This is a genomic window from Streptomyces sp. NPDC029014 (assembly GCF_055564695.1).
In genome coordinates this window covers 46,205-62,919 of the sequence record NZ_JBVHVT010000026.1, presented here as the reverse complement: position 1 = coordinate 62,919, position 16,715 = coordinate 46,205, and the positions used below count along the sequence as shown (strand labels likewise).

19 protein-coding genes are annotated in these 16,715 nt (G+C 71.3%); 13 read left to right on the top strand and 6 right to left on the bottom strand.

The window, feature by feature from the left end; translation table 11 throughout:
* Positions 1 to 71 precede the first annotated feature (71 nt).
* The gene (locus ACZ4VL_RS16630) at positions 72 to 656 is read left to right on the top strand and encodes a Uma2 family endonuclease (RefSeq protein ID WP_468200181.1); all 585 of its coding nucleotides are present in this window, start codon (positions 72 to 74) and stop codon (positions 654 to 656) included.
* Here ACZ4VL_RS16630 and ACZ4VL_RS16625 read toward each other — a convergent pair.
* Positions 649 to 1,269 carry a rhomboid family intramembrane serine protease gene (locus tag ACZ4VL_RS16625; RefSeq protein ID WP_468200179.1) on the bottom strand — a complete coding sequence of 207 codons (621 nt, stop codon included), beginning with the start codon at positions 1,267 to 1,269 and terminating at the stop codon, positions 649 to 651. The genes ACZ4VL_RS16630 and ACZ4VL_RS16625 overlap by 8 nt on opposite strands.
* A gap of 97 nt (positions 1,270 to 1,366) precedes the next feature.
* Between ACZ4VL_RS16625 and ACZ4VL_RS16620 the strand changes: the two genes are divergently transcribed.
* Positions 1,367 to 2,050, top strand: a complete 684-nt coding sequence (locus ACZ4VL_RS16620; protein ID WP_468200178.1) for a UbiX family flavin prenyltransferase — start codon at positions 1,367 to 1,369, stop codon at positions 2,048 to 2,050.
* Here the strand turns inward: ACZ4VL_RS16620 and ACZ4VL_RS16615 are convergent.
* Complete coding sequence (locus ACZ4VL_RS16615) at positions 2,047 to 2,187, bottom strand: hypothetical protein (protein WP_361090989.1); 141 nt, start codon at positions 2,185 to 2,187, stop codon at positions 2,047 to 2,049. The two genes, ACZ4VL_RS16620 and ACZ4VL_RS16615, sit on opposite strands and share 4 nt — an antisense overlap.
* 124 nt (positions 2,188 to 2,311) lie before the next feature.
* On the opposite strand from ACZ4VL_RS16615, the gene ACZ4VL_RS16610 reads away from it, so the two are divergent.
* From ACZ4VL_RS16610 to ACZ4VL_RS16585, 6 genes are all read left to right on the top strand, one after another.
* Positions 2,312 to 2,767, top strand: a complete 456-nt coding sequence (locus ACZ4VL_RS16610) for an Lrp/AsnC family transcriptional regulator (protein ID WP_361091164.1) — start codon at positions 2,312 to 2,314, stop codon at positions 2,765 to 2,767.
* A 96-nt stretch (positions 2,768 to 2,863) separates the two neighbouring features.
* Positions 2,864 to 4,027 carry an aminofutalosine synthase MqnE gene (mqnE, locus tag ACZ4VL_RS16605; RefSeq protein ID WP_361090986.1) on the top strand — a complete coding sequence of 388 codons (1,164 nt, stop codon included), beginning with the start codon at positions 2,864 to 2,866 and terminating at the stop codon, positions 4,025 to 4,027.
* Positions 4,028 to 4,109: 82 nt separating this feature from the next.
* A complete protein-coding gene (locus ACZ4VL_RS16600; protein ID WP_468200176.1) occupies positions 4,110 to 4,634 on the top strand; it encodes a GNAT family N-acetyltransferase in 525 nt (174 codons plus the stop codon).
* Between the two features lie 228 nt (positions 4,635 to 4,862).
* Positions 4,863 to 5,132, top strand: a complete 270-nt coding sequence (locus ACZ4VL_RS16595) for a DUF4229 domain-containing protein (protein ID WP_468200230.1) — start codon at positions 4,863 to 4,865, stop codon at positions 5,130 to 5,132.
* Positions 5,133 to 5,357: 225 nt separating this feature from the next.
* Entirely contained in the window at positions 5,358 to 5,465 is a 108-nt protein-coding gene (locus tag ACZ4VL_RS16590; protein WP_361090977.1) for a putative leader peptide, read from the top strand.
* 54 nt (positions 5,466 to 5,519) lie between these two features.
* Positions 5,520 to 6,827, top strand: a complete 1,308-nt coding sequence (locus ACZ4VL_RS16585) for a dicarboxylate/amino acid:cation symporter (RefSeq protein ID WP_468200174.1) — start codon at positions 5,520 to 5,522, stop codon at positions 6,825 to 6,827.
* Between the two features lie 105 nt (positions 6,828 to 6,932).
* Here the strand turns inward: ACZ4VL_RS16585 and ACZ4VL_RS16580 are convergent, their stop codons facing one another.
* Positions 6,933 to 7,253: a hypothetical protein gene (locus ACZ4VL_RS16580; RefSeq protein ID WP_468200173.1), complete on the bottom strand. Its 321-nt coding sequence runs from the start codon at positions 7,251 to 7,253 to the stop codon at positions 6,933 to 6,935.
* Between the two features lie 226 nt (positions 7,254 to 7,479).
* On the opposite strand from ACZ4VL_RS16580, the gene ACZ4VL_RS16575 reads away from it, so the two are divergent.
* The 3 genes from ACZ4VL_RS16575 (at position 7,480) to ACZ4VL_RS16565 (ending at position 11,981) form a co-directional block, all read left to right on the top strand.
* Positions 7,480 to 9,363 carry an AMP-dependent synthetase/ligase gene (locus ACZ4VL_RS16575; protein ID WP_468200171.1) on the top strand — a complete coding sequence of 628 codons (1,884 nt, stop codon included), beginning with the start codon at positions 7,480 to 7,482 and terminating at the stop codon, positions 9,361 to 9,363.
* 169 nt (positions 9,364 to 9,532) lie between these two features.
* A complete protein-coding gene (locus tag ACZ4VL_RS16570; protein ID WP_468200170.1) occupies positions 9,533 to 11,182 on the top strand; it encodes an alpha/beta hydrolase in 1,650 nt (549 codons plus the stop codon).
* A gap of 73 nt (positions 11,183 to 11,255) precedes the next feature.
* Complete coding sequence (locus ACZ4VL_RS16565; protein WP_468200168.1) at positions 11,256 to 11,981, top strand: alpha/beta fold hydrolase; 726 nt, start codon at positions 11,256 to 11,258, stop codon at positions 11,979 to 11,981.
* Positions 11,982 to 12,007: 26 nt separating this feature from the next.
* Here the strand turns inward: ACZ4VL_RS16565 and ACZ4VL_RS16560 are convergent, their stop codons facing one another.
* Both ACZ4VL_RS16560 and ACZ4VL_RS16555 read right to left on the bottom strand, forming a co-directional pair.
* A complete protein-coding gene (locus ACZ4VL_RS16560; protein ID WP_468200166.1) occupies positions 12,008 to 12,481 on the bottom strand; it encodes an SRPBCC family protein in 474 nt (157 codons plus the stop codon).
* Positions 12,482 to 12,558: 77 nt separating this feature from the next.
* Positions 12,559 to 12,954, bottom strand: a complete 396-nt coding sequence (locus tag ACZ4VL_RS16555) for a hypothetical protein (RefSeq protein ID WP_468200164.1) — start codon at positions 12,952 to 12,954, stop codon at positions 12,559 to 12,561.
* Positions 12,955 to 13,264: 310 nt separating this feature from the next.
* On the opposite strand from ACZ4VL_RS16555, the gene ACZ4VL_RS16550 reads away from it, so the two are divergent.
* On the top strand, positions 13,265 to 15,004 hold the full coding sequence (locus tag ACZ4VL_RS16550; RefSeq protein WP_468200162.1) for a lytic transglycosylase domain-containing protein: 1,740 nt from the start codon (positions 13,265 to 13,267) through the stop codon (positions 15,002 to 15,004).
* A 226-nt stretch (positions 15,005 to 15,230) separates the two neighbouring features.
* Here ACZ4VL_RS16550 and ACZ4VL_RS16545 read toward each other — a convergent pair whose 3' ends face one another.
* Positions 15,231 to 15,434: a cold-shock protein gene (locus ACZ4VL_RS16545; protein ID WP_360624020.1), complete on the bottom strand. Its 204-nt coding sequence runs from the start codon at positions 15,432 to 15,434 to the stop codon at positions 15,231 to 15,233.
* A gap of 237 nt (positions 15,435 to 15,671) precedes the next feature.
* On the opposite strand from ACZ4VL_RS16545, the gene ACZ4VL_RS16540 reads away from it, so the two are divergent.
* Complete coding sequence (locus tag ACZ4VL_RS16540) at positions 15,672 to 16,523, top strand: menaquinone biosynthetic enzyme MqnA/MqnD family protein (RefSeq protein WP_404238226.1); 852 nt, start codon at positions 15,672 to 15,674, stop codon at positions 16,521 to 16,523.
* The last annotated feature ends 192 nt before the right edge of the window (positions 16,524 to 16,715 follow it).

Below are 16,715 nucleotides of genomic sequence, written 5' to 3'. Positions count from 1 at the left end.
GAGTGAGCCGGGCGGGACCGCGGGGTGCGCGGTCTGCCCGGGTGCGTAGCGTGCGGCCTACCATCGAGTGCATGGACAGGGAGGCCGACGTGACCGTCTCGGAGAGCGACCGCCTGCACTCACAGCTCAGCCGGTTCGAGGACATGTTCCCGGGCTACCGGATGGAGATCGTCGAGGGCGCCATCGTGATGAGTCCGTTGAAGCCGCACCATGCCAGGACCATCCGTCTGATGTGGAACATGCTGGAAGCCCAACTGTCGGAAGACTGGGGTTTCATCAGCGACGTCGCGGTGCCGTTCAATGGCGACAACGAGTTCTGCCCGGACCTCGCCGTGATTCCTGCGACGCAGGCGGACAAGAACTTCAGCGCCTACCCGCCGGACCTGATCGAGCTGGTGATCGAGGTGGTCTCGCCGAGCAGCGTCCGCAACGACTACGAGGTCAAGAACCGGGCCTACGCAAGCCGCGGGATCCCGCACTACCTTGTCTTCGACCCGTACAAGGCGCACTGCGTGATGTTCTGGAACCCCGGCCCCGACGGGTACCTCGGGACGGACACCCTCACGTACGGCAAGACGGTCGTCGTGGAGACCGGCATCGGCAAGCTCACGATCGACACCTCCGGGCTGCCGGTGGACCCCTCCGCCGTCAGCTGATCAGCTGAGGACCCGCCGGGCGGGTCGGGGCCGGGCGGCGGTGGTAGATCGCCGTGGCGATGCCGGCGGCGAGGCCGCACAGGTGGCCCTGCCAGCTGATGCCCTCGTGGGTCGGGAGGACGCCGGTGAGCATGGTGCTGCCCCAGACGGCGGCCACGCCCAGGGACACGGCGATGCCGAGGACCCTGCGCTCCACGAAGCCGCGTATCAGCAGGTAGCCGAAGAGGCCGAAGACGACCCCGGAGGCGCCGAGGGTCATGGTGTTCGGCGGCGAGATCAGCCAGGTGCCGATGCCCTCGGCCAGGATGATGATCCCGCACACCGCGAGGAAGCGGCGGATCCCGGACAGGGCCGCGATGAAGCCGAGGACCAGCAGCGGGACGCTGTTGGAGGCGACGTGGTCGAAGCCGAAGTGCAGGAAGGACCCGGTGACGATGCCGGTCAGGCTGTCGGGGTCGCGGGCCACGACCCCGTACTGGTCGAGGGCGTGCCCGGTGGCGTAGTCGACCGCCTCCAGGACCCACAGCAGGGCCACCCAACCCAGCATCAGCTTGGCCGCGACCTTGGTCCGCTCGGTCCGGCTCCATTGCGGCTCGATCGTGCTGCTGCTCATCGGTTTCGCCCCCTGTGTGTCGTGCACCGTTCCCCGGGGGAACGTCCGGCACACCTTAGCGAGTGCCCGCCCGGTGTGGCCGGATAGTCTCGGAGCTATGACAGAGCGCAAGCGCACCCCGTGGGTGGTGGGGGTTTCCGGGGCGTCCGGGACGCCGTACGCGGCCTCGGTGATCCGAGGGCTGCTGGCGGCGGGCGAGAGTGTGGACCTCGTGGTGAGCCGGGCCGCCCGGCTCACCCTGTTGGACGAGACCGGGATCGCCTTCCGCGACGCGCACTGGCGCGCGGACCTGCGGGAGTGGCTGGCCCGGGGGGCCGACGGAAAGCCGGGGACGTTCGAGGTGCCGGAGGGCGACGTCCGGTACTGGTCCGCGGGTGACCTGGCGGCCGGACCGAGCTCGGGCTCGTACCCCGCCAAGGGGATGCTGATCGTGCCGGCGTCCACGGCCTGTGTGGCGGGAGTGGCGCTCGGGCTGTCGAAGGACCTGCTGCAGCGGGCCGCGAGCGTGGTGCTCAAGGAGCGGCGGCGGCTGGTGGTCGCGGTGCGGGAGACCCCGCTGAACGGGCAGACGCTCAAGGCGCTGGTGGCGCTGGACGAGGCGGGCGCGATCGTCCTGCCCGCCTCTCCGGCGTTCTATGCGGGTGCGACGCACATCCAGGACCTGGTGGACTTCGTCGCGGGGCGGGTGCTGGACGCGGCAGGGGTGCCGCACCAGCTGTACCGCCGGTGGGAGGGGGAGCTCGGTGCTGGCTCCCGCCCCCAGGAGGCAAGCGGTGACTAGCGCTTCTTCGCGGCGCGGGTGTGCGGCTTGCGGGTCTGGTCGACGCGGTAGGCGGCGGCGGGCTGGTCGGTGCGGGATCGGTTGGCCAGCTCCTGGAGCTGTCGCATGTGCGCGTAGGCCATCTCGATCGTGTACACGGGTGAACCACTCCTGAAGATCGTCATTTGATCTGTTGAAAGATTCACAGGGTGTTGACCCTGTGTGCCTTTGATTCTATACGTAAGATCGCAGGATCGCCGAACAATGGAAGGCTCCAGGTATATGGACGCGGTGGACAGGCAGCTCATCCAGGCACTCCGGGAGAACGGACGCGCCTCGTACGCGGAGCTGGGCCGGCTCGTCGGCCTGTCCGGTCCGAGCGTCACCGACCGGATCAACCGGCTGGAGTCGGCCGGCGTCATCACCGGCTACCGCGCGACCGTCGACGCGGCCTCCCTCGGCCTCGGCGTCACGGCGCTCATCGGCATCTCCCTCTCGGACGCCGCCGACCACGAGGACGTCGCCCGCCGGCTGCGCGACTTCGCGGAGATCGAGGACTGCTGGTTCATCGCCGGCGACGACTCCTACATGCTCAAGGTGCGCGCCAGTGACGTGGACGGCCTGGAGCGGATCATCCGGAAGCTCTCCGGCACCAAGGGCGTCTCGCGGACCCGTACGACGATCGTGCTCTCCACCAAGTGGGAGAACCGGGTCGGGGATCTGCCCGAAGAGCGCTAAGAGTACGGTTGCGGGGTTGGGCAAGAGCGCTCCCGTACGGGGCGAAAGTGCGCAGGGCGCTACAGGGCACAGGACACACAAGGAGGCGACCGGCCGATGGACGCTGGGCTCAAGCGTGAGCTGGAGGAGAAGGTTCGCTCCGGCGAGCGGCTGACCCGTGAGGACGGCATCGCCCTCTACGAGTCCGACGACCTGGCCTGGCTCGGGGCGCTCGCCCACGAGGTGCGCACGCGGAAGAACGGCGACGTCGTCCACTTCAACGTCAACCGCCACCTCAACATGACGAACGTGTGCACCGCCTCGTGCGCCTACTGCTCGTTCCAGCGCAAGCCGGGCGAGAAGGACGCGTACACGATGCGCATCGAGGAGGCCGTGCGCCTGGCCAAGGCCATGGAGAACGAGAACCTCACCGAGCTGCACATCGTCAACGGCCTGCACCCGAGCCTGCCGTGGCGGTACTACCCGCGCTCGCTGTCCGCGCTGAAGGAGGCGCTGCCGAACGTCTCGCTGAAGGCGTTCACGGCGACCGAGATCCACCACTTCGAGACGATCTCCGGGCTGTCGGCCTCCGACATCCTGGACGAGCTGATCGAGGCCGGCCTGGAGTCCCTCACCGGCGGCGGCGCGGAGATCTTCGACTGGGAGGTCCGCCAGCACATCGTCGACCACCGCACCCACTGGGAGGACTGGTCGCGGATCCACCGGCTCGCGCACGAGAAGGGCCTCAAGACCCCGAGCACCATGCTCTACGGGCACATCGAGGAGCCGCGCCACCGCGTGGACCACGTGCTCCGGCTGCGCGAGCTCCAGGACGAGACCGGCGGCTTCCAGGTCTTCATCCCGCTGCGGTACCAGCACGACTTCGTGGACATGAAGGACGGCAAGGTCCGCAACACCCTCCAGGCGCGGACCACGATGGCCACGGGGGCCGAGGCGCTGAAGACCTTCGCGGTCTCGCGGCTGCTCTTCGACAACGTGCAGCACGTGAAGGTCTTCTGGGTGATGCACGGCGTGCAGACCGCCCAGCTGGCGCTGCAGCACGGTGCGGACGACATGGACGGCTCGGTCGTCGAGTACAAGATCACGCACGACGCGGACAACTACGGCACGCCGAACAAGCTGAGCCGCGACGACCTGCTGGAGCTGATCCGCGAGGCCGGCTTCCGCCCGGTCGAGCGCAACACCCGGTACGAGGTCATCCGGGAGTACCCCGGTCCGGACGCGAACCTGCGCGAGACGCCGCAGGCGATGCGCGTCTGAGCCGGTTGCCGGCCGAAGGCCCTGGTCCCGTCGGGGGACCGGGGCCTTTTTCGTTGCCCGGAGGCATGGATACTCTCGCAGGGTGGCTCTCACCTTCACCTTCGATCCGGTCGTCGACCCCGCCCTGCGCACCGGCATCGCCGAGCTCTGGACCGACGTGTCCAACGCCGGTGGCGCGGTCGGGTTCGTCCCGCCCGTCACGGTGGACGACATCCGCCCCGAGCTGGTCAAGCACCTCGTCGCGATGGCCGAGGGCCGCCACCGCCTGGTCGTCGGCCTGGACGCGGGCGGAAGGGTCCGCGCCTGCGCCTTCCTGGCGCTCAACACCCACCGGCTGATGACCCACTGGGTCTGGGCCTACACCGTCATGGTCGCCCCCGACCTCCAGGGCCGGGGCGCCGGGCGCTCCCTGCTGGAGGCCGTCGCCGACGCGGCGCGGAGCCTCGAAGGCATCGAGGCCGTCCGGCTCACCTGCCGGGGCGGACTGGGGCTGGAGCACTTCTACGCGGCCTGCGGCTACAAGGAGGTCGGCCGGGTCCCCGACGCCATCCGGGTGGCTCCCGGCGACGACCGCGACGACATCACGATGCTGCTGCCGCTGCACTGAGCGGTCGGCGGTGCGGGGCCCGGGTGTGGGTTCGCGCTCGGGTTCGGGTGCGGCTGCCGGGCCGGGTACAGGGTGTCCGATCTGCGGTTCGTGTCCGGTGATGACCCCGACGGCGCGGCCCCCGTCGGGGTCGTGCTTCACTGGACGGGCACGCTGACGACGTACCGACGACACAGAGAAGGGGTCACCGTGTCCCTCAAGCCGAGCGCGACGATCCGCTACACCGCGATGCGTCTGGGCATCTTCGTCGGATGCCTCGTCCTCGTCGCGGTCCTGGTCAACGTGGGCTGGGTGCCCGCGGGGCTCGGGGACGCCAACGTCGCCTGGGTCGTGCTGCTCGCCCTGGTGATCTCCGCGCCGCTGTCCTTCGTCCTGCTGCGCAAGCAGCGCGACGAGATGTCCGCACAGATCGCGGGCCGCGTCGCGGGCGCGAAGGACCGGCTCGCCGCGAACCGCTCGCAGGAGGACGCGGCCGACGACGCCGCGCGCGTCAGCTAGTAGGCCCGGCCCCGCCCTCTGGCCCGACCTGACCTGGCCGGCCCGTCCGGCCGGGCTGTCGGCCGCCGGTTACCTTCCTCACACGTCCGAGCGCCCCTGCACCGGGAACACCCCCGCGTGCAGGGGCGCTTGGTGTTTTCCGGAGGCGGGAAGACGGGTGCGGTGCGACCCTGTCTCAAAGTGCATCTTTGAGGTTCTCAAAGGGAAAGTGTTAGCGTGTTAAACATGTTGACCCCAGTTGCGCACCACCTGACCGCGAGCATCCCGCTCGTGGCGCGCCTGCACGTCGACCTCTGCCGCCGCGCGTCCGCGGCCTGTTGCGGCTGTCGCTGAGTCCAGCACCCCCCTCGCTTCCTCCTCTTCTTTGCGCGTTACCCCACCCGGAGAGTGTTCGTGTCCGCGACCCCTCAGGCCCCCGCCAAGGCCTCCTTCAAGTTCCCCTTCTGGGCCCAGATCGTCACCGGTCTCGTGCTCGGCGTCCTGTTCGGCTGGCTCGCCCGCAGCCAGGACGTCAGCTGGCTCGCCACCACCCTGGAGAAGGTCGGCGACATCTTCGTCCAGCTGCTGAAGCTGGCCGTCGCCCCGCTCGTCTTCTTCGCGATCCTGGTGTCCATCACCAACCTGCGGAAGGTGAACAACGCCGCCCGCCTCGCCTCGCGCACGCTGCTGTGGTTCATGATCACGTCGCTGATCGCCGTCGGCATCGGCCTCGCGATCGGCCTGCTCACCAACCCCGGCGCGGGCACCGGCCTCACCCCGCAGGACGGCAAGCTGCCCAAGCGCACCGGCTCCTGGATCGACTTCCTGACCGGCATCGTGCCGAACGACGTCGTCACGCCGTTCACCGAGCTGAACGTCCTTCAGATCGTCTTCCTCGCCGCCGTCGCCGGTGTAGCCGCCCTCCAGCTGGGTGACAAGGCCCAGCCGGTCCTGAACGTCGCCGAATCGATTCTCCAGCTGCTGCAGAAGGCCCTGTGGTGGGTCATCCGCCTCGCCCCCATCGGCACCGTCGGCCTCATCGGCACCGCCATCGCCTCGTACGGCTGGGAGCTCATCGGCAAGTACGCGACCTTCACCGCCGACGTCTACATCGGCTCCGCGCTCGTGATGTTCGGCGTCTACCCGCTGCTCCTCGCGACCGTCGCCAAGGTCAACCCGATCCAGTTCTTCAAGGGCGCCTGGCCCGCGATCCAGCTGGCCTTCGTCTCCCGCTCCTCCGTCGGCACCATGCCGGTCACCCAGAAGGTCACCGAGCGCCTCGGCGTCCCGAAGGAGTACGCCTCCTTCGCCGTCCCGTTCGGCGCCACCACCAAGATGGACGGCTGCGCCGCCATCTACCCGGCGCTCGCCGCGATCTTCATCGCGCAGATCTTCGACGTGCAGCTGACGGTCACCGACTACCTGCTGATCGCCTTCGTCTCGGTGGTCGGCTCCGCCGCCACGGCCGGCCTCACCGGCGCCACCGTCATGCTGACCCTCACCCTGTCCACCCTGGGCCTGCCCCTGGAGGGCGTCGGCCTGCTCATGGCCATCGACCCGATCCTGGACATGATGCGCACCGCCACCAACGTCGCCGGCCAGTCCCTGGTCCCCGTCGTGGTCGCGGCCCGCGAGGGGATCCTCGACAAGAAGGCCTACGACAGCGCCTCGTCCTCCCCTCTGGACGAGCGCGCCCCGGTGGTGGCCGCCGCCTGACAGGCGCCACCGCCCCACGCGCCGCAGCCCCTGCCCGGTCCGATGCCGACCGGTCGGGGGCTGCGGCCTTTTCCTGCGGGCGTACGGGGGTGTACCGCGCGGGGTCTACTCCAGGGTCGCCATGCGGATCCAGGCGATCGCGCCGAGGAGGACGGGCGGGGCGAGCCACCACGGGCCCAGGGTCCGGCGGACCGACGGGATCAGGGTGACCAGCAGTGCGAGCCCGCTCAGGCAGACCACCGTGAAGCACACCGCCGAGATCCTCGTGTACCCGCGGTCGTCCCAGACGCCCTGCGGCCCGTAGCGCACCGCGGCATGGACGAGGAAGGCGTTCAGTGCGTGGACGAGCCCGAGCGGAACGCCCAGCACCCACTGCAGGCAGCCCCGGTCCTCGGGCAGGTCGATGTTCTCGCGCCGGTACGTCACTGCACGCCCTCCCCGTTGTGGTCATGGGCATGCTAATGGTCCGTTTCCGGCCAACGGGGCTCCGCCGCGCGGCCGGGTGTCGGCGGGGCGGCGGCTTCGGGGAAGGGGGCGGCGGGTTCGGTGGGGGTTCCGTGCGGGTTCGCACGAGGGGTGTTCAGCGCGGTTACCCGTGCGTACATTACCGCCGGTAACTCCGCGTCCCCGTGCCGAGCCGAGAAGGAGCGCCGTGGAACTGCAGACCGCGCCGAAGCTGGTCGAGCCCGTCAAGACCGTCGTCGACGGGGTGGTGCGCCAGGTCGAGGTACCCGCGCTCGCCGGGGTCCCGGCCAGCGGATCGCTCGGCGACATCCCGTTCCACAACGCCCGCGAGGCCCCCGGCACCGCCGTCCTCTCCCGCAAGGAGCGGGACGGGACGTGGCGCGACGTCACCGCAGCCCAGTTCGCCGCCGAGGTCCTGGCCGTGGCCAAGGGACTCATCGCCGAGGGGCTGCGGGAGGGCGACCGGATCGCCATCATGGCCCGCACCACCTACGAATGGACCCTGCTCGACTTCGCCGCCTGGGCCGCCGGACTGGTCACCGTACCCGTCTACCCCACCTCCTCCGCCCTCCAGGCCCGCTGGATCATCCAGGACTCCGGCGCCGTGGCCTGCGCCGTCGAGGACACCACCCAGGCCCGCCTCCTCAGCACCGAGCGGCCCAACCTGCCCTGGCTGGCCCACCTGTGGGAATTCGACACCGGCGCGCTGGCCCGGCTCGTCAAAGCCGGTGAACAGGTGCCCGACGCCGTCGTGCACGCCCGCCGCGCCGCCCGCACGCCCGACTCCGTCGCCACCCTCATCTACACCTCCGGCACCACCGGCCGGCCCAAGGGCTGCGTCATCACCCACGCCAACTTCTTCGCCGAAGCCGACAACGCCGTCGCACTACTGCACCCCGTCTTCAAGTCCGCCAGCAGCGAACCCGCATCGACCCTGCTGTTCCTGCCGCTCAGCCACGTCTTCGGCCGCATGGTCGCCATCGGATGCCTGCGCGCCCGGGTCAGACTCGGGCACGCCCCCAGCCTGCAGACCGAGGACCTGCTCGCCGACCTCGCCGGCTTCCGGCCCACGTTCCTGCTCGCCATCCCCTACGTGCTGGAGAAGGTCTACAACACCGCCCGGGCCACCGCCGAACGGATGGGCCGCGCATCCTCCTTCGACCGGGCCGCACGCATCGCGCAGCGCTACGGCGAAACGATCGAAGGCGGCACCCCGGGGCTGGGCCTGCGGATGGCCCGCGCCCTGTACGACCCCCTCGTCTACCGGCGCATCCGCGCCGCCCTCGGCGGGAGCGTACGGTACGTCCTCAGCGGCGGCTCACCCCTCGGGCGGCGGCTCGCCGCCTTCTACACCGGGGCCGGCATCGAGGTCTTCGAGGGCTACGGGCTCACGGAGACCACCGCCGCCAGCACCGTCACCCCACCGCAGCGACCCCGGCTCGGAACGGTCGGCTGGCCCCTGCCCGGCACCGCGGTGCGGATCGCCGAGGACGGCGAGGTGCTGCTCCGCGGCCGGCACGTCTTCGCGGGCTACTGGAACACGGCCGCCGCGGACACCCCGGGGGACGGCCCCTTCCTCGTCGGCGGCTGGCTCGCCACCGGGGACATCGGCGAACTCGACGCCGACGGGTACCTGACGATCACCGGCCGCAAGAAGGACGTGATCATCACCTCCGCCGGCAAGAACGTGGCCCCGGCCCCGCTGGAGGACTGGCTGCGGGCCCACCCGCTCGTCGGCCAGTGCATGGTCGTCGGCGACAACCGGCCGTACGTCACCGCGCTGATCACCCTCGAACCGGAGGGGCTCGCCCACTGGCGGGCGATGCGGAGGAAGGAAGGCGTGCCGATGCGGGAACTGGTCCGCGACGAGGAGCTGCGGGCCGAGCTCCAGCGCGCGGTGGACGACGCCAACCGGCTGGTCTCCCGGGCCGAGTCGATCCGCCGGTTCACGGTCCTGCCGGGAGGGTTCACCGAAGCCCGTGGACACCTGACGCCGTCGCTGAAGCTGAGGCGCGCGGCCATCGTCCAGGACTACGAACGGGAGATCGAGGGGCTGTACCGGGCGGATTGAGAGGTGAGGGTCGGGGTGGGCGTGGATCCCGGAAAACCTGGGCCGCCCAGGCCTGGGGGCAGGGGCTCGGGCGGCCGGGGCTCGGGCGGCGGGGGCTCGGGCGGCGGGGGCGGGGCCGGGAGCTTATGGTGGCGCTGACGGATCGGGGGGCCGCCCCGAGGAGGGTGCAGTGCACCGTTCCCGCACCGGAGCCGCGGTCGGCGCAGGCTGTCTGCTGGTGACCACGGCCGTGGCGACCACGGCCGCCGTCCCCGGCGTGCCCGGACACGCCCCGGCGCCCGTCCGGGCGTCCGTACCCGCTGCGGCAGCTACCGCCGCCTCCTCCGCCGCGTCCTCTTCGGCCGCGTCCTCCACTCGGCCCCGCATCCGGTGGGGTGCCTGCCCCGTACGGCCCGTGCCCGCCGGAATGCGGTGCGGCACCCTCACCGTGCCGCTGGACCACTCCGCCCCCGCCAAGGGCACCCTCCGCATCGCCCTTGCCGAGGTACCGGCCAACGGACCCCGCGCCGGGCGCCGCGGCTCGCTGCTGCTGAACTTCGGCGGACCCGGCGGCTCGGGCGTCAAGGGCCTCGCCGCCCACGCCAAGGACCTCGCGCAGCTCGGCGAGCGCTTCGACCTCGTCGCCTTCGACCCCCGCGGGGTCGGTCACAGCGCCCCCGTCAGCTGCGGCGGCTCGCTCGACTCCGATCCCGTCGACTCCGACGACCCCGCGGACGAGCTCGCCGCCGTCCGTGGCGTCGTCGCGCGCTGCGAACGGGCCTCCGGGCCGGTCCTGCCGTACATCGGCACCGTGCACGTCTCCCGGGACATGGACCTCATCCGCCGGGCCCTCGGCGAGGACCGGCTCAACTACCTCGGCTTCTCCTACGGCACCCGCCTCGGCGTCGTGTACGCCGCCCAATTCCCCCACCGGGTCGGCCGCATGGCCCTCGACGGCGTCGACACCCTCACCGAATCACGCGTCGACCAGGCCCTCGCCACCGCGCAGGGCCAGCAGCAGGCCCTGGACAACTTCCTGTCCTGGTGCGCCCGTCAGCCCGGCTGCGTGTACGGGACGAACACCCGCACCGCCAAGGAGGACGTGGCCGCCTTCGTCGCCCGGCTCGACGTCGCTCCCCTCGTCGACGCGGACGGAGCCCTCTTCACCGGGCGGGACGCCGTCACCACCATCGGCAGCGCCCTCTACTCCCGGGAGCTGTGGCCCCACCTGGCCAAGGCCCTCGCCCTGGCCGAGCGCGAGCGCGACCCGCGCGGACTGCTCCGCCTCGGCGCCCCCGCCGGCGCGGACGAGGGCGCGGGTACGGATCCGGACCCGGCCCCGGATGCGGATGCGGATCCGGGCGGTTCCGCACGGCCGCCCGGCCTCGTCCCCGCCGACAACGCCGTGGCCGCGATGACCGCCGTGAACTGCGCCGACGACCCCGACCGCAGCAGCGACGAGGAGAGCCCCGCGGCGGTGGCGGCGCGGATCGACGGCCTGCGGGAGGAGTTCCGGCAGGCCTCGGCGGTCTTCGGGCCGCGGCAGTTGCTGACCGTCCTGGCCTGCTACGGGCGCCCCGCCGGTACCGACTTCATCCGCCGGATCGACCGGCCCGGCGCCCCGCGCATGCTCCTCGTCGGTACCCGGGGCGACCCGGCGACCCCGTACCGGTGGACCGAGGAGACCGCCCAACGCCTCGGTTCCGCCGTCGTCCTCGACTACAAGGGCGACGGGCACACCGGCTACGGCAGCTCGACGTGCGTGCGCGGCTACGTCGACGACTTCCTGATCGACGGCCACCTGCCGGGCGGAACACGGTCCTGCCCGGCGGAGGAATGATCGCAGGTGGGAAGCCCTGTCCGAACGCGCGGTCGAATATGCGATCGAACATTCATTCGTATACGGTGACGCCATGGGGAACTTCGTACTGGTACCCGGCGCATGGCTCGGGGCATGGGCGTGGGACGCGGTGGTGGAGGAGCTGCGCGCGGCGGGCCACGACGCCCACCCGCTGACGCTGTCCGGCCTCGCCGAGCGCCGTGCGACCGGCTCCTGGGCGGGCCAGCAGACGCACGTGCACGACATCGTCGACGCCGTCGAGCGCCGGGACCTGCACGACGTCGTCCTGGTCGGCCACAGCTACGCGGGCGTCCCGGTGGGCCAGGCCGCCGAGCTGATCTCCGACCGGCTGGCCCGGGTGGTCTTCGTCGACGCCGACGTGCCGGTGGACGGGGAGCCGTTCGTTTCCGGCTGGCCGGGCGGGGCCGAGGTGGTCGCCTCCGTCGAGGCGAACGACGGCTTCTGGCCGCCGCTGACCGCGGCCGACTACGCGGGCCAGGGCCTGGACGGGGAGCAGATCGCCCGCATCGTGGCCGGCTCCACCCCGCACCCGGGCGCCACCCTGACGGAACCGGCGGCACTCGCCCGCTCGTTGGGCGAGCTGCCGGCGGTGTACGTGAAATGCCTGCTGGACGGGCCGGAACCGCCGCCCGCGGCGGCCGAACTCCTCAAGAACGACAGCTGGACCCTGCGGATCCTGGACACGGGTCACTGGCCGATGTTCTCCCGCCCGCAGGAACTGGCGCGGCTCCTGGCGGAGGTGGGGGAGGCGCAGGGGGAGCGGGAGCGGGAGGGGTAGGCAGCGCCCCGCCGCCCGCCGCCCCCTTACCCCTCTTCCGCCAGTGCCTCGTCCTGGTGGGCCAGCACCTCGGCCCACGCCGTCGCGTGGTGGTCGCGGGCCGCCTCGTCGTAGAAGCCGGCGTGGGTCAGGTGCAGGCGGGAGCCGATGGGGTGGGGGCCGAGGCGGACGGTGACGACCGTCTCGGCGCCGGCCGTGCCGGCGCGGCCCGTCACCCAGGTCATTTCGACCAGTCGGCCGGGTTCCAGTCGGAGGAAGCGTCCGTAGTGCGGATGGCGGGCCCGGGGCGTCTGCGGGTCGCCGGCGAACTCGGTCTCGAAGAAGAACGGCGCGTTCACCTCGGGCCGCATCAGCACCGAGCCCGGCGCGGCGAACCAGTGGTCGAACCGTTCCGTCCACGCCAGGTACAGCGCGTGCGGCGATGCGAGCATCGCGCGCTCGACGGTCAACTGGTGGGGGCGGTCGGCCAGGTCGGGGGTGCGGATCGGCTCGGTCACCACGGCACCACCGTAGTGAGGGGCGCGGCGGCCGGCCAGGAGCCGCGCCCGGGCGCCCGGGCTCCATCAGCCGTCCGCCGTCAGGCCTTTCGCTCCGCCTTGAGGTGGGTCAGTTCTTCCTCGTGCCGTCTGAGGTCCAGGGCCACCGTGCCCCTCGTGTACTGGAAGGTGCCGGCGGCGGCCAGCGGGACGGAGAGGGCGAGGAGGGCCAGGAGGTCGGCCGGATCCCGTTCCGTGGCGCAGCGTTCGCCCTCGGCGTCGGCGTACGAGCGCCGCTTGCCGTCGCCCTCGTCGTAGAAGACGGGGGAGGCGCAGTCGGTGCTCCGGCTGGAGCCGTAGTTGACGGTGAAGGGGGCCAGCAGCTGGTAGGCGAGCCAGAGCCAGATGGCGCCTGCTGCGATGAGCAGGTACACCCCCAGGGTGCGCATGCGGTCCGCGCGGGCGCGGAAGGTCGTCTCGTGGGCCTCTGCTGTCATGTACGCCGAATCTAGCCGAACGGTGTCCGGCCCACCCGCCCCGTTCCCGCCCCGGGTCGTCCCTCGCGTGTCCGTCCCCATCCGCCACAGAACGGACAAGCGCCTTCAAGTGAGCACCTATTGGCGCATAACCGTCGGCAACCCTCCCCCGTTGGGCGTTCTGTCGCCGTACCGGATGAAGCCGAGACGAATGGTGTGTCACATCTGCCGGGGCGCCGGTGAGTCGCCGTCGAATACCTGATAGACAGTGAATATTCACGGCTCGACCCGCCGTACAACTTGCCGGCCGCCTTGGGGGGATCGCCGCACTGTGAAGCCGCTTCACCGCCACCTCGTCAACACCTCGCGCAAGGTCCTGTGTACGGCCGCGCTCGCGGCCAGCCTGACGACCGCAGCCGTGGTGACCAACCCGCCGACCGCCGACGCGGGCGAGTCCGAGCCCACCCCGGACAGCCCCCAGGCCGCCGACCGCGGCGACGCCCGCCTGGACCTGCCCGGCGACCTCGCCGATCCGGCGGTGCCGCCGGCAGCCGGTGCGGGCGAGGGGGCCAGCGGCATCCCCGCGACCGCACTCGACGCCTACAAGCGGGCGGAGACCGCGGTCGCCGCCGCGCTCCCGAAGTGCAAGCTGCCCTGGCAACTCCTCGCGGGCATCGGCCGGGTCGAGTCGGTCCACGCCTCCGGCTACGGGCTCAAGGCCGACGGGTACACCGAGAAGCCGATCCGCGGCCCCCAGCTGAACGGCCAGGGCTTCGCCGAGATCAAGGACACCGACAAGGGCGAGTTCGACGGCGACGCGGCCTACGACCGGGCCGTCGGCCCGATGCAGTTCATCCCCTCCACCTGGGCCACCTGGGGCGCCGACGGCAACGGCGACTCCAAGCGCGACCCGAACAACATCTACGACGCGGCCCTCGGCGCCGGCCTGTACCTGTGCGCGGGCGACCGCAACCTCTCCGACCCGGCGCAGGTCGACCGGGCGATCCTCAGCTACAACAACTCCCGCGAGTACGTGAACACCGTGCTCGGGTTCATGAAGCAGTACCAGAACGGTGTCGGCGAGGTGCCCAACCCGCCCACCGGGACCTACCCGACGCCCACCAACCCGGTGCTGCCGACCCCGCGCCCCGGCACGCAGACCAAGCCGTCCACCGGCGGGGGGACGACCACCCAGCCGTCCACCCAGCCCTCGACGAAGCCGTCGACGAACCCCACCAACCCGTCCAAGCCGGCCGAGCCGCAGAAGCCCGCGCCCGCGCCGTACCTGGCCAAGGTGGAGGTGCTCGGCAGCACCGAGCTCAAGGCGGAGGCCGGGGCCGCGTTCACCGCGGTGCCGCGGGTCAAGGCGGTGCTCAGCGACGGCAAGCCGGCCAAGGGGCAGGCCGTCCTGTTCGAGGTCGAGAACGACACGACGGGCACGTACTTCGGTACGCAGGGCCGGCTCCACCTGGTGGTGCAGACCGACGCCGAGGGCGTCGCCGCCGCGCCGGGCCTCGTGGCCGGAGCCACTCCGGGCACCTTCACGCTGCGGGCCTCGGGCTACGGCACCGCCACCCAGTTCACGGTGAACTTCAAGGGCGTCGTCTCGGCGAAGCCCGTCCCGGCCGTCGCCGACCTGCTGACGCGTACCGACGCGGGTGCGGGCAAGCCGCTGGAGGTCGTCGCCGGGACCCCCGTCCGGGGCATCGAGGTCAAGGCGACCGCCGGCGGCAAGGCCGTGGCCGGTACGCAGGCGACCGCCGGGCTGGTGGAGCAGGACAAGGCGACCGGCCAGTGGGTCCCGGTGGACCCGGCGAAGGCCACGGGCCCGTACTTCAAGGGCGCCAAGGACGGCGAGAAGCTGTTCAGCCTGGAGCTGGCCGCCTCTGGCGCCGACGGCCTGATCGCCCTGCCGGAGCTGCTGACCACGGACGTCGCCCCGGGCACGTACCACCTGCGGCTGATCACCAAGGAGAAGGTGGTCCTGGTCCTGGAGCTGAGGGTGACCGCCAAGGCGCAGACCCCGGCCCCGCAGACCCCGTCCCCGACGGCTTCCGCCGTCAAGCCGTAACGGCTCGGCCCCCGGACGGCCCCGAGACGACGGCCGGCCGCCACCGCGACCCGGTGGCGGCCGGCCGTTTTCGCACCCCGGCCCCGGCCCGCCCCGCGCCGGCCCCGGCCCGGCGGCAAAAGGCAGGAGCCCCGCCTCCGCCGTTCGCGTGGGAACGGGGAGGCAGGGCTCCTTGGGTACTGCTCTCAGGTACTGCGATCCAACCGCGAGGGGTTGGCCGTGGCCATTAGGCTACGGTGACGTTCTCCGCCTGCGGGCCCTTCGGGCCCTGCGTGACGTCGAAGTTCACGGTCTGGTTCTCCTCGAGGGAGCGGAAGCCAGAGGCGTTGATCGCGGAGTAGTGGACGAAGACATCCGGGCCGCCGCCGTCCTGGGCGATGAAGCCGAAGCCCTTTTCAGCGTTGAACCACTTGACGGTTCCGGTAGCCATGAGCCCTCCTATGGGCCAAAGGGTCGCCCTGCTCCAGAACCTGCTAAGAAGTCTGAAAACTACTAAAGCCCGCGGGTCACATTCTCCGCAGGCTTCGTACTGCAAGGGAAACCAAACTGCAACTTGCGTCGAGCCTAGCACGCACCCCGCGGCCGAGACCAGAGGGAAAGATCACGTCACCCGGACGTTTGACACCCGCTCGAAGGCTGACGCGGGGCCCCCGGCTAGTCTCGCGATGTGGACGTCTATCGCAGCCGGCCCCGGGTCGGCCACATTCAGTTCCTGAACTGCCTTCCCCTCTACTGGGGGCTGGCCAGAACCGGCACCCTGCTGGACCTGGAGCTGACCAAGGACACCCCCGAGAAGCTCAGTGAGCACCTCGTCCAGGGCCGTCTCGACATCGCCCCGATCACCCTGGTGGAGTTCCTCCGCAATGCCGATCGGCTCGTCGCGTTCCCCGATCTCGCGGTCGGCTGCGACGGCCCCGTGATGTCCTGCGTGATCGTCTCCCAGGTGCCGCTGGACCGGCTGGACGGCGCCCGCGTCGCCCTCGGCTCGACGTCCCGCACCTCCGTGCGCCTCGCCCAGCTGCTGCTCGCCGAGCAGTACGGGGTCCGGCCCGACTACTACACCTGCCCGCCCGACCTGGGGCTGATGATGCAGGAGGCCGACGCGGCCGTGCTGATCGGCGACGCCGCACTGCGCGCCTCGCTGCACGACGCGCCCCGGCTCGGCCTCGACGTCCACGACCTGGGGCTGATGTGGAAGGAATGGACCGGACTGCCGTTCGTGTTCGCCGTCTGGGCCGCGCGCAAGGACTACCTCGACCGTGAGCCGGCCGTCGTCCGGCAGGTGCACGAGGCCTTCCTCGAATCCCGGGACATCTCCCTGGAGGAGGTCACCAAGGTCGCCGAGCAGGCGGCCCGCTGGGAGGCCTTCGACGCCGAACTGCTGGAGCGGTACTTCACCACCCTCGACTTCCGCTTCGGGCCGGAACAGCTCGCCGGCGTAAGGGAATTCGCGCGCCGCACGGGTCGGTCGACGGGCTATCCGGCAGATGTCGCGGTGGAGCTCCTGAAGGTGTCCTGAAGGATCCGCCGGAGCGTTCGGGCCGCCGCCCGTGTTCCGTTTCGTGATCGGTTTCGTGATCGGAATACCGGGCGGTGGCCCGGGTTCCGGGCGGCGCTTCCGGGGGAATTCCCTCTCTTTACGTATTGTCATCGCAGCGCCGTGTCGCCGTTGCCGTGAATTCACCCTTCCGGTCCGGTTCCGGCGCGGCCG